This window comes from Amphritea sp., from assembly GCF_050300915.1.
GTDB lineage: Bacteria > Pseudomonadota > Gammaproteobacteria > Pseudomonadales > Balneatricaceae > Amphritea.
The window spans coordinates 1-14,279 of the sequence record NZ_JBNKYN010000100.1; the positions used below are offsets into that span (position 1 = coordinate 1).

A 14,279-nucleotide genomic window follows, 5' to 3' on the forward strand; every position below is an offset into this window, starting at 1 on the left:
GGAGAACCTGAGGGGTCATGACAAATCCGATAAGTCACAGTATAGTCAGCCAAATGACAAATAAAATACGAATTTACTATGAAAATAGTAAGATTTATTCGAGCTATATTCTTTTCTATCCGGTATCTCTATGAATTTCAAACACCTGCGATATTTTCTGGTAGTGGCTCAGGAAGGCAGTATCAACAGAGCCAGCGAGAAACTTCATCTGACACCGCAGACCATTAGCGGCCAGCTGAAACTACTTGAACATGAACTGGGCACCCCGCTGTTCAGAAAACGTGGCCGTAACCTCAAGCTCACCAAAGCGGGACAGCACGCGCTTAACTATGCAGAGGATATTTTTCTTTTAGGTGATGAGCTTAAACAGAGCATCCATAATCCACTGAGTCACAAACAGCAACGCTTCAATATCGGTATCGCCGATGTGCTACCGAAGCTGATCACCTACCACCTGTTGGAACCTGCGCTCAAACTAAACGATGCCAGCCGGTTAATCTGCGAAGAGGGACCACTGCCAAACCTGCTGGCAGATCTGGCAACCCAGAAGCTGGACCTGGTATTAGCAGACCGGCCACTGGATGCCAGCTTCCATATCCGCGGATATAACCATCTGTTAGGCGAATGCGGACTCAGTTTTTTTGCCACGAAAGCGGTTGCCGCCAGCTATCGGGCGAATTTCCCCGCATCACTGGAGGGCGCGCCGATGCTGATGCCCGCAGCTGAAACAGAACGGGGGATGGGGCTAAAACGCTGGTTTGAACGTTATAAAATCAAACCGGATATTAAGGTTGAGTGTGCCGACACCGCACTGATTGAAGCCTTTGGCCTGTCCGGCGCAGGTATATTTTGTGCACCAACCGTTATTGAACAACAGATGACCCGGCAATACGGCGTCGAAGTAATCGGCCGAATGGACGATATCCGCGAACGTTTTTATGCCATCTCACTGGAGCGTCGGGTGAGTCATCCTGGGGTATTAGCGGTATGTAATGCTGCAAGAACAGCGCTATTTGACGAAATAGCGCCTCTCTGAAGCCACCAACGACGTTCACCAGCACTGCCAACAGCGGTTATCAGCGAATCAGTTCAATCAGGTTATCAATGATAATATCGGGCTGATAGCTATCAACCGGCTCGCCATGATTGTATCCATAAGTGACCGCTGCCACTTTACAGCCGGCAGCCTGCGCCGCACGAATATCGCTGCGAGAATCGCCCACCATCAGCGTGTGCTCGGGCGCAATGCTCAGCTTTTCCATCGCATGTAACAGCGGCATGGGGTGAGGCTTTTTCTCAGCCAGCGTATCCCCTCCCAGTACGAGGGTAAAAAAACGGCGCAGATTATACTCGTCCAGCAACTGTTCGGTGAAACCTATGGGTTTATTGGTCACCAGCCCCAATAAAACCTGCTTCGCCTGCAGAAAGGATAATAACGCCTCTGCCCCTGGATAAAGCGTACTTTGCTCCGCACAACAAAGACCATAATGGTGCAGAAAAAGAGCAAAGGCACGGTCAAACTGATCCGTATCAGTTCCATCCACAGCGGCCGGACTGTGAGCCAGCGCACGTTTCACCAACGCCTGAGCACCATTGCCGACCCAGTTACGCACCTGCGACTGACCCGCTGGCGGCAACTCAAGTGCAGCCAGCATGCGATCAATCGCCAGCGCCAGGTCTGGCACACTGTCAAGCAGAGTGCCATCAAGATCAAACAGCACCAACCGGGGCAACCCGGCACTATATAATTCGGTCAGCTGCATCAGAACGATTCCACCCCTGCCCGCTTTTCAGCGAATTAACTCAGTGCAGCTAGCTCCGCACGCATCTTATCGATTGTTGCCTTATAGTCATCGGTATTGAAGATCGCAGAACCGGCCACAAAAGTATCGGCACCCGCTGCCGCAATCTCTGCAATATTCCCAATTCCCACACCGCCATCCACTTCAAGACGAATATCCTGACCACTCTGGTCGATGATTGAGCGCGCCTGCTTCAGTTTATCCAGCGTCGCAGGAATAAATTTCTGCCCACCAAACCCTGGATTAACTGACATCAACAGAATCATATCGACTTTATCCATAACATAGTCGAGATAGCTCAGCGGTGTCGCCGGATTAAATACCAGACCTGACTTACAACCACCATCACGGATCATCTGCAGTGAGCGGTCAATATGCTCTGAGCCTTCCGGGTGAAAGGTGATGATGCTGGCACCAGCGTCAATGAAATCACCGATCAGGCGATCAACCGGCTTAACCATCAGATGCACATCGATCGGTGCCTGAATACCGTGGTTGCGCAGCGCCTTACACACCATAGGACCAATCGTCAGGTTGGGCACATAGTGATTATCCATGACATCGAAATGAACGTAATCAGCACCCGCAGCAAGAACATTGTCAACCTCTTCACCCAGGCGGGCGAAGTCTGCAGACAGAATAGATGGAGCAATCTTATAGTCAGCCATTAACGTAACTCAGAAAGTAATAGGAAGAGGAATCCGGCTATTGTACTTTGCACGCTTTGAAACTCAACCGACTTTCGCCCTTGCTAATATTCTCACGCTCTTGAATAATCGCAGCATGAAACTGATTAAACCGCTGATTTTCACACTGTTTTTAAGCTCTGCTGCAACCCTGTCTGCGGCAGTGGAAAGTAGTGCAGAAAAATCAGACTCACCAGCCACTGAGAGTCCTGCAGCCAGCCCTGTTGACCGGGTGATGCCCGACTTTTCCCAGCAACAGCAGGCAGACCTGGCACTGGCGCAAAACACTGAAACACAAGTAATCTGGCTGGACCTGAATGGGCAAAAACAACTGGCGCTGTTACAACACGCCGTCGCTTCTGCGCCAGTAGGTACGGTGATAATTTTCACTGACCGGTCCACCAGCGCAGACTGGCCCGCGATGGTGCACCCACTGCGAACTCAACTACCCGAGTTTGGCTGGAACACCCTGAGTATTACTCTGCCGGATCTGCCATCACCACTCATTCCGCAACGCACACTACCGACACTACAGGACAGAAAACAGATTCAAACAGCGCCTGACACCAGCAATTCGTCAGCTAACGATCAGGCGGCTGACACTGCACCTGCACCAGTGACTGATACAGTCAAAAAAGAGGACAACACGCCGGACAGAAAATCTGCAGCAGAAAGAATGTCAGACTACCAAAAAAAGATCTCCGAGCTTGGACAGCAAGTCGATGGGCAACTGGCTGATATCCAAGGAGGTCTTAAAATCATTCTGGGGGTTGGCGAAAGCGCTACCTGGGCGATGCACTACTTTATGCAGGATGAAACACAAACCGGGCGTTTTCTGGTGCTGCTGGACCCCACACCGGTGATGGATGAAAACGCCCCGGATCTGCTGCAAATGATTACAGACATTAAGGCACCAGTGCTGGACCTCTGGTTTGATAATACCACTTACAAACGGCAACGTGCTGCGCTGCGTAAACGCACCGCCAGCAGAAGTGCTAACAACGAGTACCGGCAGTTTCGTTTGAATCAGCGCAGCAACGACCCCCGCAGGGAGCCTCTGTGGCTCACCCGCCAGCTGAGGGGCATTTTAAAAACCTATGTCCTCGACGCCCAGCAACCTGAAGCCACACCCGTTCAGGCGATGGAGCTGACTCCAGGTAGCTAAACACCGAAACCGAAAGGATATCGGGCTATTTTTTGCGCGCCGTCCTGATGCGATCGTAAGCGGCCTGAATCTCCTGAGTCTTTTCCTTCGCCAGCTGCATCATATCTTCCGGCAACCCTTTGGCGACCAGTTTATCTGGATGATGCTGACTCATTAAGCGACGATACGCCTTTTTAAGCTCCGCATCCGACACAGACTCTGCCACGCCCAGCACCCCATAGGACTCTTTCAGTAACTCCTGCTCTGAAACATAGCCGCCCTGATGGGACTGATAACTGTGTTGCTGATAGGAGAACTGTGATTGCATCCGTGCCATCAATGCCGCCATCTCCTCCTGCGACATCTGCAACAAATGGCAAACTTCACGAATAATAATGGTTTCCGCTTCGCTGACCTGGCCATCCGCCATCGCTGCCTGCAGCTGAATCTCAACAAACATCAGCTTCAGCGGAATACGGAAACGGATCAACGCGCTTAGAGGTTGCATCACCTCAGCGATATCGAAATCACTCTCTTTACCCTGGGCAAACAGCGCCATCGCTTCACGCCGACGCTCATCGCTCAGGCCCATACGGTTCATCACTTCACGGGCGTACTGAATCTCCTCTTCACTGACACGACCATCCGCTTTTGCCAGCTTGCCCATCACGGTAAAGGTTGCCCGGAAAAAAGCGTCCTGTGGATTAAGTGCATTACCCAGCGCATTCTTCAGCGCCGCAGACAGCGCCACACCGATACCTGCGCCAAACAACAAGCCAAACAGGCCGCCGCTCATCAGACCTAACACACCTCCCACAATTAATGCGGTGCGGTTTCTTCTGATCAGCTGACCCAGACTGAAACCTGCGTTTTCACTACTAAATGCCATCGACCCAACCTTTTGCTATATCTTCACTGACGTCCTGAAGCCGCTCAGGCGTCCCTATATCCCGCCAATACCCTGTAAAATGCTCTCCACTGACCCGCCCGGACTGCATCGCTTTTCGCAGCAATGGCGCCAGCGGAAACTTACCCGCTAAACAACCATCAAATAGCTGAGGCAAGATCAGGCTAAGACCACTAAAAGTCAGTTTGGTATCACCCTGTTCTGTAACACGCCCCTGCTGCAGCTGAAAATCACCGGCCAGATTATGCTCAGGATTAGCCACCATCACCAGATGAGCCAGGTACTGCGGCTCAAGGCGGTGGTTGACCAACTGCACCAGAGGATAATTCGTAAACAGATCCCCATTGACCAGCAGGAAAGGCTCACCACTTTCACTTAGCAGAGGCAACGCTTTAAAAATTCCACCACCGGTTTCCAACGGCTCTGTTTCAGCAGACCAGTGCACCACCGCCCCAAAACGCCGACCATCACCGATATAAGCTTCCAGTTGCTCCCCCAGCCAGGCATGGTTAATCACTATCTCAGTGACACCTGCCGCCACCAGTCGTTCAATGTGGTATTCAATCAAGGGCTTACCCGCCACCGGCAGGAGTGGCTTGGGGGTTGTCAGCGTCAGCGGTCGCATCCGGGTGCCGAGCCCGGCCGCCAATATCATCGCCCGCATCAGCTAAACCACTTATCCAGGTGCGCGTTATCAAACTGTTCACTGGCATACATCGCTGGTACAACCACGTCCTGCAGCCAGGCAGCAAAGGTCAGCAGACTATCATAGCGACCGGCGACCCGGATAATATAATTAAGGGTTCGGGGGATATCAGTGAGATAACCCGATTTTCCATCCCGTAACCAGAGACGAGCAAAAATGCCTGCTGCTTTAAGGTGACGCTGGGCGCCCATCAGATCAAACCAGCGATAGAAGGTTTCCCGGTCATACTCTGCTAACAAACCATCAGCCACCAGCAACTCGCCAAACTGGTCGACCCAGCCGTAGACCCGCATATCTGGCCATTCGATATAGCAGTCCCGCAGCAGTGACACCAGGTCATAGGTTATCGGGCCGATTACAGCATCCTGAAAGTCAATAACACCGGGGGTATTATCGCCATCTACCAGCAAATTTCGTGAATGATAATCCCGGTGGACACACACCCTAGGCTGCTCCAGCGCCGCGTCAGCCAGATATTCCGACACCTCGCTAAACAGATGTCTGACACCTGGCCCCAGCTCTATTGCTAACAGATCAGCCACCAGCCAGTCACGGAACAGATCCATCTCCCGCTGCAGTAGTTCCCGATCATATGCTGGCAATGGATGGCCACTGATATCCTGACACTGTTGCAACCGGGTCAGTGCCGCAAACGCCCGGCTGTACAACTCATCAGCCGTGTCCTCATTTAACTGTCCCAGATAAAGATCATCGCCAAGATCTGACAGCAACATATAACCCTGTGCAAAGTCTACGGCGTGAACGACCGGTGCATGAATTTCCAGCGGCTCCCAGGCTTTAGCAATAGACACAAAGGGATGACTATTCTCTTTTTCCGGTGGGGCATCCATCAGAATCCAGCTCATACCGTGGCTTTTAAGACGAAAGTAACGCCGAAAACTCGCATCGCCGGAGACCGGAATACATTGCCAGTCTGCAGCCAGATCTATGTTCAGCTCGGCAAATATCAGCTCTACCCACTGCTTTAGTCCGGCCAGCCTTTGTCCCATATCTATCAATCCCCTAGCGTTGTTATAGCTGAATGTTTTATCATGCCATGCTCTATAGGGTATGTTACTCGAATCAAGGTTTAGCGATAAGGGAAATAGACGCTTTTTCTGCGCTTCCTAATGGACAATCTGAATGCCGTTCTTAAGACGTTCTTCTTACACACTTACATTGGCGGTCATCGCTGCAATGCCCGCAGCCCTGTTTGCCGCCGAAATGGATTCCGATATCCACGATGCGCTCTGGACCTGCACCATGGAAAATGGTCAGAGTTGGCAATGTGACCAACATGATCAGACCACCCCGCAGAATAAAGATGGGCAGCAAGAGCAGAACCCTGCCGCCCCTCTACAGGTATCCGATGGCTCCCCAAAGGTGGCAGCAGTCACTTCAGACAGCACTAAAGAAATCGGACCAAAGCAACAGATCAGCGGTGCCTGGCTGTGTGAAGCGAATGGAAGCGGGGGCTGGTCGTGCCTGGAAAATCAACCTGCAGCGGTTATAACAACGCAAGCTCCACCGGCGAACGCCCCGGCGGTAGCCTCTGCCAGCCATTTAAACAGTGATCAGCCGGTCATCAAAGCCCCTGCTATCAAAGCCGATATCAACGATACCCGCTATGCTGCTCAGGACTGGTATCCGATAACCGGGGCGGAAAAAGCCTGCTACGGCGTTTATATAGAACCTGACTCTCAGCTTCCTCCGGAGGGTGATGAACACCTTACTGTCGATGCCGACAGTTCTGAAACTCAGTTGGGAGGGCTGACCCGACTGGAGGGCAATGTCGAACTCCGTCAAAGTGGCCACTTTCTGCGCAGCGACTCTGCCGAGGTTGATCAGGTTTCTAACCAGATCACCATGACCGGTAACATCCAATACCGGGAGCCCGGATTATTACTCCGGGGCTCTCAGGCTCAGACCCATGCGATCACCGGCGAAACTATTGTCAGCAATGCCGATTATGTGGTTCATGATCGAGCCCTGCGGGGCGAAGCCAAGCGAATTATCCGTATGAAAGATAACCGGATACGGATGGAGCACAGCAGTTACACAACGTGTCCGCCCAATGATGAGAGCTGGAAAATTGCTTCCAGCTCTCTGGTTCTCGATCCGAACAGAGGCTTTGGCACCGCCCGTAATGCGACCCTGAGAGTCGCTGACACCCCGGTCTTCTATTTTCCCTATCTGGAGTTCCCGATTGACGATCTGCGTCACTCCGGCTTTTTATTCCCCTCACTGGGATATTCCAACGGCGATGGCGTCGAGATAGCAGCCCCCTACTATTTCAACCTGGCCCCAAACTACGATGACACCCTGACACCCAAAATATTCACCAAGCGTGGTTTACTGCTGGAGAATGAGTTCCGTCACATGGACAGCTATGGCCAGCAGACCTTTAGCAGCGGGCTCCTCGTTGATGATGCTCAGGACAAACGTGATCGCTGGCTGGTGGGAGTAGACCACTCTGGCAGCAAAGGCGCCTGGAGCAGCCTGGTAGATTACACTGCGGTCAGTGATGATAAGTATTTTGATGATCTGGGCTCCAGTCTGGATGTTGACCGTTCCAGCCATCTCGACCAACTGGCAGAAGCCACCTATAGCCGTAGCCACTGGTCTGCTACCCTGCGAGCCCATAATTATCAAACAATAAATGACAGCAAATCCCCCTATCAGCGGATGCCCCAACTACAGGTAAACGGTAACTATGGTTATGACCTGGGACAGGAAGTGGTTTTCAGCTACCTCACCGATGCCACCCAGTTTGACCGAAAAACAGACAACCTGAGCGGTATTGACAGAGTTACCGGCAGCCGTTTGCATCTGCAACCGGCCATCAGCGTCCCAATGCTCTGGTCCTGGGGGTATTTGACACCGAAAATGAGCTACTGGTTAAGCCACTATGACCTGCAGGATCAGGTTGCCGGGCAGGACGACAGTATTGACCGGGCAGTCGGTGTATACAGTATTGACTCAGGTTTAATCTTTGAACGCCAGCTGGATAGCTATACGCAAACGATCGAACCACGCCTGTTCACCCTTTATAGCCAGGAAGCCGATCAACAGGGTATCCCTGATTTTGATACCGCTGAAGCCGACTTCAGTTACCAGGGGCTGTTCCGGGAAAACCGTTTTACCGGTCTGGATAAAATCGGCGATAGTCAGCAGGTATCTCTGGGGCTGAGTTCCGGTTTCTACCGTAATGATGGCAGCGAAATGGCCCGTTTCGGACTGGCACAGGCCTACTATTTCGCTGACCGTACAGTGCAACTTAACGGCGATACCAGTGTCGATACAGAGAAGCAGTCCAACTTCGCCGCTGAAGCCTACTGGAACCCCTATTCCGGGCTACAACTGTCGGTCGATACCGAACTGGATAAAGGCACGTTAAATCCGCTGGAGAGTAACTTCAAAATTCGCTACACCCCTGCAATCAACAAAACGATCGGCTTCAGCTATCGTTACCGGGAAAACCTCAGAAGCCAGGCAGAGATATCCTTTATCTGGCCGCTGGCACCGGAATGGACTCTGATGGGGCGCTGGCAGGAGGATATGGAGAACTCGCAGACGCCAGAAGCGCTGTTGGGGCTGGAATATGCCAGTTGCTGTTGGAAAGTTCGGGTTGCTGCCCGCCAGTGGATAGAGGATGATAGCGGTGGAAGGGAAGACAGTGCCCTGTTTCTGCAATTTATCCTGAAAGGTCTCGGTACTGTAGGCGGTGGCAGTTCTGCTCTGCAGGATATTATTGGCTTTAAAGAACGTGAAGAGAATGATGACTACTAATCTCATAAAAAAACTAAAGCCAGGTATGGCTGCCCTTCTTTTGGGCCTCAGTGTCTCGGCCAGCGCCGCGAATACGCCCCTTGACCGGATCATAGCGATTGTAAACGATGATATCGTACTACAAAGCGAGCTGAGCGACCGGGAGGCGATGATAAAATCCCGCCTCCGCGCTCAGGGACGGGCCCTGCCGGATGAACAAACCCTGCAAAGTCAGGTGCTCGACCGGTTGATTCTGGATAATATCCAGCTACAGATTGGTGAAGAGCGGGGTATCCGCATCAGTGACAGCGAACTTAATGCCTCTATGGAACGGATCGCAGCCAGCTCCAATCTGACGCTGGAACAGTTCCGCGAAGCGCTGATTGCCGAAGGACAGGACTATGTCCAGGCACGCCAGCAGATTCGTAACGAGATGCTAATTCAGCGGATTCAGCAGCGGATCGTTAACAGTCGCATCAACGTTTCCCAGCAAGAGATCGATAACTACCTCAGCTCACAACAGGGTAAGCAACTGAGCGCTGAAAGCTACAACCTTTCGCAAATATTGATTACCGTGCCATTACAGGCAACTGCGCAGATGATTCAGAGTGCCCAGCAGCAAGCGGAAAAAATCGCCACAGAGCTGAACAACGGTGCTGATTTCGCCGAGACCGCCATCGCTCAGTCTAAAGGCCCTAACGCTCTTAAAGGTGGTGAGATCGGCTGGCGCAAGCTGAATGAAATACCAGAAGAGTTTGCCGCCGTGGTAAAAAAGCTCAACCCCGGTGAATTCAGTGCCCCCCTGCGCAGCCCCAGCGGTTTTCACCTCCTGAAGGTGAATGACAAACAGGGTGGTTCGGTACAGCTGGTCGATCAGGTAAAAGTAAAACACATCCTGCTCTCACCAAACGAGATTCGCTCACCTGCGCAAACCCGTCGGGAGATCGAATCAATCTACCAAAAGCTGCAACAGGGCGAGCCCTTTGAAGAGCTCGCTAAGCAATACAGTGATGACCCGGGCAGCGGTTCACTGGGCGGCGACCTGGGCTGGGCACAAGCCGGGCAGATGGTGCCCGAGTTCGAAGATGTGATGTTTAATACCGAACCGGGTAAGATAAGCGCCCCGTTCGAATCGCGCTTCGGTTGGCACATTCTTAAAGTTGAAGATCGCCGCCAGCAGGATATGGGCGAAGAGATGAAAACCAACCAGGCCAGAGCCTCCATTCGTCAGCGCAAGTTTAACGAAGAACTACAAAACTGGCTGCGCGAGATCCGCTCTCAGGCATATATCGAGATAAAGTAATTCAGATGCACTCCTATAGACTGGCCCTGACCCCGGGCGAACCGGCCGGGATCGGGCCGGATCTTTGTATTCAGATCGCGCAACAGGGGCATCCCCATCAACTGGTTGTCATTGCTGACCCCCTGATGATGCAGGCCCGCGCACGACAGCTCAACCTGCCGATCACCCTGATTCCCTACAATGCTGATGAGCCGGTCTGTCCGACGGCGCCAGGCAGCTTATGGATCGAACCGGTCTGTCTGGTAAAAACGGCTCAGCCCGGGCAACTCAATCCAGCCAACGCCCGCTATATACTCGACACCCTGACCCGTGCCACCCAGGGCTGCCTGAATGGTGAATTCGCAGCACTGGTGACCGCGCCGGTACATAAAGGGGTGATCAACGATGGCGGTATCCCATTTAGCGGCCATACCGAGTTTCTTGAGCAACTGACCCACAGCAGCAAAGTGGTCATGATGCTGGCAACCGAGGGTTTACGGGTTGCACTGGCCACCACCCACCTGCCCCTGGCAGCAGTGCCAGCAGCGATCACCCAACCGCTGTTAGAGGAAGTGCTGACCGTCTTGCAACAGGATTTGCAACAGAGTTTTGCTCTGCAAAATCCCAGGATTCTGATTGCCGGGCTCAATCCCCATGCCGGGGAAGGCGGTCATATGGGGCGGGAAGAGATTGAGGTGATTCAGCCAGTCATCGACCGCTTAAGAGCTCAGGGTTATAATCTAAGCGACCCGCTACCTGCGGATACACTGTTTACCGATAAACTACTAAACACTGCAGATGCGGTGCTGGCGATGTATCATGATCAGGGGCTACCGGTGCTGAAATACAAAGGCTTCGGCCGGGCCGTTAATATTACGCTGGGGATGCCGATTATCCGTACCTCAGTAGATCACGGCACCGCGCTGGACCTGGCCGGAACCGGCAAAGCCGACTGTGGCAGCCTGCTGACCGCTATTAACTATGCTGCCGAGATGTCAGTTAACCGTCATACCACCGGAACGATGAATGAGCAATAAACCCGCAGGTCATAAAGCACGTAAGCGTTTTGGCCAGAACTTTCTTCAGGATCAGGGCATCATCCGCCGGATCATCAGAGCCATCGCCCCCGGTGACACCGAGCACCTGGTCGAAATAGGCCCGGGGCTCGGTGCCATCACTGAAGAGTTACTGGAGCTGTGCCAGCGCCTGGATGTGGTGGAGCTCGACCGTGACCTGGTGCCAATTCTGCGCACCAAATTCTTCAGTTATGCTGATAAATTCACCATCCATGAAGGGGATGCCCTGAAGTTTGATTTCAGCAGTCTGCAACAACAGGATGAACAGCTGCGAGTGGTCGGCAACCTGCCCTATAACATCTCCACGCCACTGATCTTTCATCTGCTCACCTTTGCTGATCAGATTGAAGATATGCACTTTATGCTACAGAAAGAGGTGGTCGACCGGCTGGCCGCCCAGCCCGGCGACAGCGCCTATGGCCGGCTCGGCATCATGGCACAATATTACTGCCAGATAGAACCGCTGTTTCTGGTGCCGCCCCATGCGTTCGATCCAGCCCCAAAGGTTGATTCGGCCATCGTTCGCCTGATACCGTACAAAAAACTGCCCCATACGGCACAGGATATCAGCAAACTGGAAGCCGTTGTGCGCACCGCTTTTGGCCAGCGTAGAAAAACTCTGCGTAACAACCTCAAGCCGCTGCTGGATGCCGAGGAGATTGAATCGCTGGGTATCGATCCTGGGCTGCGGCCGGAGCGTCTCGCGCTGACTGACTTTATCCGGATAAGTGATTATCTGAGTAGTAAATAACAACTTATAACGAAACTATATGATCCTCTCAGAGATACCCCATAATATCGCGATCAATGTGGAAACCGCCTATCTTCCGGAGCAGTCTGATCCGGAAAAAAAGCGCTATGTATTCTCCTATCACATTACGATCACCAACCATGCCCCTCAGCCGGTTCAATTGATCCGCCGCCGCTGGCTGATTGTTGATGGTGATGAACTGGTGCAGGAGGTTGAAGGCGAAGGTGTTATCGGTGAACAGCCGGTAATCGAACCACAGCAAAGTTATAGCTACACCAGTGGCACAGTATTAGCTACCCGCGTCGGCAGCATGCAGGGGCATTATCAGATGAAAACCAGTGATGGCCAGACATTCAATGCTGATATAAAACCCTTCACCCTGGCTCTGCCGAACGCGCTGCACTGAGGAATCTCATGGCCACCTATGCGATCGGCGATATTCAGGGTTGTTATGATGAGCTTCAGTGTCTGCTGGAAACCATAGATTTCAGTGAGGACGACCAACTTTGGCTGGCTGGAGACCTGGTTAACCGGGGGCCAAAATCACTTGAAACCATCCGCTTTCTGTACAGTATTCGTGACCGGGCGACAGTCACCCTTGGCAACCATGATCTGCATATGCTGGCAGTTTACAGCGGCGCAATCAGACCCAAGCGATCTGACACCTTTCATGATCTGTTAAAAGCCCCCGAAGCCAAACAACTGATGAAGTGGTTACGCAGTCAACCGCTGTTGATAACCGATACGCAACTGGGCTTTACCATGGTGCATGCAGGCATCCCGCCCCTATGGTCACTGGAAAAAGCCCATAAACGGGCAAAAGAGGTTGAAACTGTGCTGCAAAGCACTCTCGCCTCTGAGTTTTTTAAGCGGATGTATGGCAATCAACCCGCCTGTTGGTCAGGAAAGCTGCAAGGCTTTGACCGGCTCAGAACCATCACCAACTATTTTACCCGCATGCGTTTTTGCGATAGTAAAGGCCGAATGGAGTTTTCCGCCAAAGGCACTCTGGCAAGCCAGCCAACCGGTTTTCTTCCCTGGTTTGCCCATGAGGGAAAAGTATTGCAGGAAAGCCGGGTTATCTTCGGTCACTGGGCCGCTTTAGAGGGCAGAGCAGACAGACACAACGTCTATGCCATCGACACCGGCTGTGTCTGGGGGAATAAACTGACGGCACTGCGGCTTGAAGATCAACAACTGTTTACAGTCAATAGCAAAATGAGGTACGGCAACTGATGGATAACTTTGAATGTATCGACATCGCCAGAGCTGAAAAACTGATCGCTGCAGGCGCGGTAGTAGCCGATATCCGTGACCCACAAAGCTATCAGCAAAACCATATTAAAAATGCCGTTCACCTGAGCAATGACACACTGCATGATTTTATTCAGTCTGCGGATATGGATACCCCGCTGATTGTGTGTTGTTATCACGGCTTCAGCAGCCAGTCAGCCGCCGGCTTTCTGATCCAGCAGGGCTTTGACCAGGTATACAGCCTGGATGGTGGTTTTGAACTGTGGCAGGCAAGCCGTCCAGAACTCTGCTCCAACAGCTAAACCATGCAGACCTATCTGGTAGGCGGTGCAGTCCGGGATAAACTGTTGGACTACCCGGTCTACGACAGGGATTGGGTGGTGGTTGGCGCAACACCCGAGCAGATGCTAAAACAAGGCTTTCGCCCTGTCGGCAAAGATTTTCCGGTGTTTATCCATCCCGACAGTGGTGAAGAGTACGCCCTGGCGCGGACCGAGCGGAAATCTGGCAAAGGCTACACCGGCTTCCTCTACCATGCCAGTCCCGATGTTACTCTCGAAGAAGATCTGATTCGCAGGGATCTGACCATTAACGCCATGGCAATGGCTGATGATGGCACGATTATAGACCCCTATCATGGCCAGCAGGATCTGCAGTTAAAACTACTTCGGCATGTTTCTCCCGCCTTTTCTGAAGACCCGCTCAGAGTACTCAGGGTTGCCCGTTTTCTGGCCCGCTATGCTTCTCTGGGTTTCCGTATCGCCCCCGAAACCCTGACGCTGATGCAGACCGGACGCAACCCGCCGATCCCGGTAGTACTACTGGAAGCACCGGGTGACGACTACTGGGGCCCGCTGATCAACTCATGGGTGCGCCGCCTGGTGAATGACGGGCTGGTGAATC

At 52.6% G+C, this 14,279-nt stretch carries 14 protein-coding genes and 1 pseudogene; 10 read left to right on the forward strand and 5 right to left on the reverse strand.

Features of this window, described 5'->3' with window-relative positions:
* Positions 1-130 precede the first annotated feature (130 nt).
* Positions 131-1,036, forward strand: a complete 906-nt coding sequence (gene nhaR, locus ACQY8X_RS18915; protein WP_428036688.1) for a transcriptional activator NhaR — start codon at positions 131-133, stop codon at positions 1,034-1,036.
* A gap of 40 nt (positions 1,037-1,076) precedes the next feature.
* Here the strand turns inward: nhaR and ACQY8X_RS18920 are convergent, their stop codons facing one another.
* Together ACQY8X_RS18920 and rpe are read right to left on the reverse strand one after the other, a co-directional pair.
* A complete protein-coding gene (locus ACQY8X_RS18920) occupies positions 1,077-1,763 on the reverse strand; it encodes a phosphoglycolate phosphatase (protein ID WP_428036689.1) in 687 nt (228 codons plus the stop codon).
* A gap of 35 nt (positions 1,764-1,798) precedes the next feature.
* Positions 1,799-2,470: a ribulose-phosphate 3-epimerase gene (rpe, locus tag ACQY8X_RS18925; protein ID WP_428036690.1), complete on the reverse strand. Its 672-nt coding sequence runs from the start codon at positions 2,468-2,470 to the stop codon at positions 1,799-1,801.
* 40 nt (positions 2,471-2,510) lie between these two features.
* On the opposite strand from rpe, the gene ACQY8X_RS18930 reads away from it, so the two are divergent.
* Positions 2,511-3,653 carry a DUF3530 family protein gene (locus ACQY8X_RS18930; protein ID WP_428036691.1) on the forward strand — a complete coding sequence of 381 codons (1,143 nt, stop codon included), beginning with the start codon at positions 2,511-2,513 and terminating at the stop codon, positions 3,651-3,653.
* 25 nt (positions 3,654-3,678) lie between these two features.
* On the opposite strand, the gene djlA is transcribed toward ACQY8X_RS18930, so the two are convergent.
* Genes djlA through ACQY8X_RS18945 form a run of 3 tightly spaced genes read right to left on the reverse strand, consistent with a single transcriptional unit; the run spans position 3,679 to position 6,255 of the window.
* The gene (gene djlA, locus ACQY8X_RS18935) at positions 3,679-4,521 is read right to left on the reverse strand and encodes a co-chaperone DjlA (protein ID WP_428036692.1); all 843 of its coding nucleotides are present in this window, start codon (positions 4,519-4,521) and stop codon (positions 3,679-3,681) included.
* Positions 4,511-5,203, reverse strand: coding sequence for an N-acetylmuramate alpha-1-phosphate uridylyltransferase MurU (murU, locus tag ACQY8X_RS18940; RefSeq protein ID WP_428036693.1), 693 nt, complete (start codon positions 5,201-5,203; stop codon positions 4,511-4,513). Before murU ends, djlA begins: the two co-directional genes overlap by 11 nt.
* Complete coding sequence (locus tag ACQY8X_RS18945; RefSeq protein ID WP_428036694.1) at positions 5,203-6,255, reverse strand: aminoglycoside phosphotransferase family protein; 1,053 nt, start codon at positions 6,253-6,255, stop codon at positions 5,203-5,205. The genes murU and ACQY8X_RS18945 overlap by 1 nt, the downstream gene beginning before the upstream one ends.
* A gap of 133 nt (positions 6,256-6,388) precedes the next feature.
* On the opposite strand from ACQY8X_RS18945, the gene ACQY8X_RS18950 reads away from it, so the two are divergent.
* From ACQY8X_RS18950 to ACQY8X_RS18985, 8 genes and pseudogenes are all read left to right on the forward strand, one after another.
* Positions 6,389-9,034 (forward strand): LPS-assembly protein LptD, encoded by a 2,646-nt coding sequence (locus ACQY8X_RS18950; RefSeq protein ID WP_428036695.1) that lies wholly within the window; start codon positions 6,389-6,391, stop codon positions 9,032-9,034.
* A gap of 25 nt (positions 9,035-9,059) precedes the next feature.
* Positions 9,060-10,316, forward strand: a complete 1,257-nt coding sequence (locus tag ACQY8X_RS18955; RefSeq protein WP_428036696.1) for a peptidylprolyl isomerase — start codon at positions 9,060-9,062, stop codon at positions 10,314-10,316.
* 5 nt (positions 10,317-10,321) lie between these two features.
* Positions 10,322-11,332: a 4-hydroxythreonine-4-phosphate dehydrogenase PdxA gene (gene pdxA, locus ACQY8X_RS18960; RefSeq protein WP_428036697.1), complete on the forward strand. Its 1,011-nt coding sequence runs from the start codon at positions 10,322-10,324 to the stop codon at positions 11,330-11,332.
* Entirely contained in the window at positions 11,322-12,122 is an 801-nt protein-coding gene (rsmA, locus tag ACQY8X_RS18965; protein WP_428036698.1) for a 16S rRNA (adenine(1518)-N(6)/adenine(1519)-N(6))-dimethyltransferase RsmA, read from the forward strand. The genes pdxA and rsmA overlap by 11 nt, the downstream gene beginning before the upstream one ends.
* A gap of 19 nt (positions 12,123-12,141) precedes the next feature.
* Complete coding sequence (gene apaG, locus ACQY8X_RS18970; RefSeq protein WP_428036699.1) at positions 12,142-12,528, forward strand: Co2+/Mg2+ efflux protein ApaG; 387 nt, start codon at positions 12,142-12,144, stop codon at positions 12,526-12,528.
* 8 nt (positions 12,529-12,536) lie between these two features.
* Positions 12,537-13,358, forward strand: coding sequence for a symmetrical bis(5'-nucleosyl)-tetraphosphatase (locus tag ACQY8X_RS18975; RefSeq protein WP_428036700.1), 822 nt, complete (start codon positions 12,537-12,539; stop codon positions 13,356-13,358).
* Positions 13,358-13,678 (forward strand): thiosulfate sulfurtransferase GlpE, encoded by a 321-nt coding sequence (glpE, locus tag ACQY8X_RS18980; protein ID WP_428036701.1) that lies wholly within the window; start codon positions 13,358-13,360, stop codon positions 13,676-13,678. Before ACQY8X_RS18975 ends, glpE begins: the two co-directional genes overlap by 1 nt.
* A gap of 3 nt (positions 13,679-13,681) precedes the next feature.
* Positions 13,682-14,279, forward strand: a pseudogene (locus ACQY8X_RS18985) (hypothetical protein); the annotation flags it as partial.

Bases quoted from the DNA above. Each gene is read 5' to 3' on its own strand.
- nhaR (WP_428036688.1), top strand. From the start codon at position 131: ATGAATTTCAAACACCTGCGATATTTTCTGGTAGTGGCTCAGGAAGGC.
- ACQY8X_RS18920 (WP_428036689.1), bottom strand. From the start codon at position 1,763: ATGCAGCTGACCGAATTATATAGTGCCGGGTTGCCCCGGTTGGTGCTG.
- rpe (WP_428036690.1), bottom strand. From the start codon at position 2,470: ATGGCTGACTATAAGATTGCTCCATCTATTCTGTCTGCAGACTTCGCC.
- djlA (WP_428036692.1), bottom strand. From the start codon at position 4,521: ATGGCATTTAGTAGTGAAAACGCAGGTTTCAGTCTGGGTCAGCTGATC.
- murU (WP_428036693.1), bottom strand. From the start codon at position 5,203: ATGCGGGCGATGATATTGGCGGCCGGGCTCGGCACCCGGATGCGACCG.
- ACQY8X_RS18945 (WP_428036694.1), bottom strand. From the start codon at position 6,255: ATGGGACAAAGGCTGGCCGGACTAAAGCAGTGGGTAGAGCTGATATTT.
- ACQY8X_RS18950 (WP_428036695.1), top strand. From the start codon at position 6,389: ATGCCGTTCTTAAGACGTTCTTCTTACACACTTACATTGGCGGTCATC.
- ACQY8X_RS18955 (WP_428036696.1), top strand. From the start codon at position 9,060: ATGGCTGCCCTTCTTTTGGGCCTCAGTGTCTCGGCCAGCGCCGCGAAT.
- pdxA (WP_428036697.1), top strand. From the start codon at position 10,322: ATGCACTCCTATAGACTGGCCCTGACCCCGGGCGAACCGGCCGGGATC.
- rsmA (WP_428036698.1), top strand. From the start codon at position 11,322: ATGAGCAATAAACCCGCAGGTCATAAAGCACGTAAGCGTTTTGGCCAG.
- apaG (WP_428036699.1), top strand. From the start codon at position 12,142: ATGATCCTCTCAGAGATACCCCATAATATCGCGATCAATGTGGAAACC.
- ACQY8X_RS18975 (WP_428036700.1), top strand. From the start codon at position 12,537: ATGGCCACCTATGCGATCGGCGATATTCAGGGTTGTTATGATGAGCTT.
- glpE (WP_428036701.1), top strand. From the start codon at position 13,358: ATGGATAACTTTGAATGTATCGACATCGCCAGAGCTGAAAAACTGATC.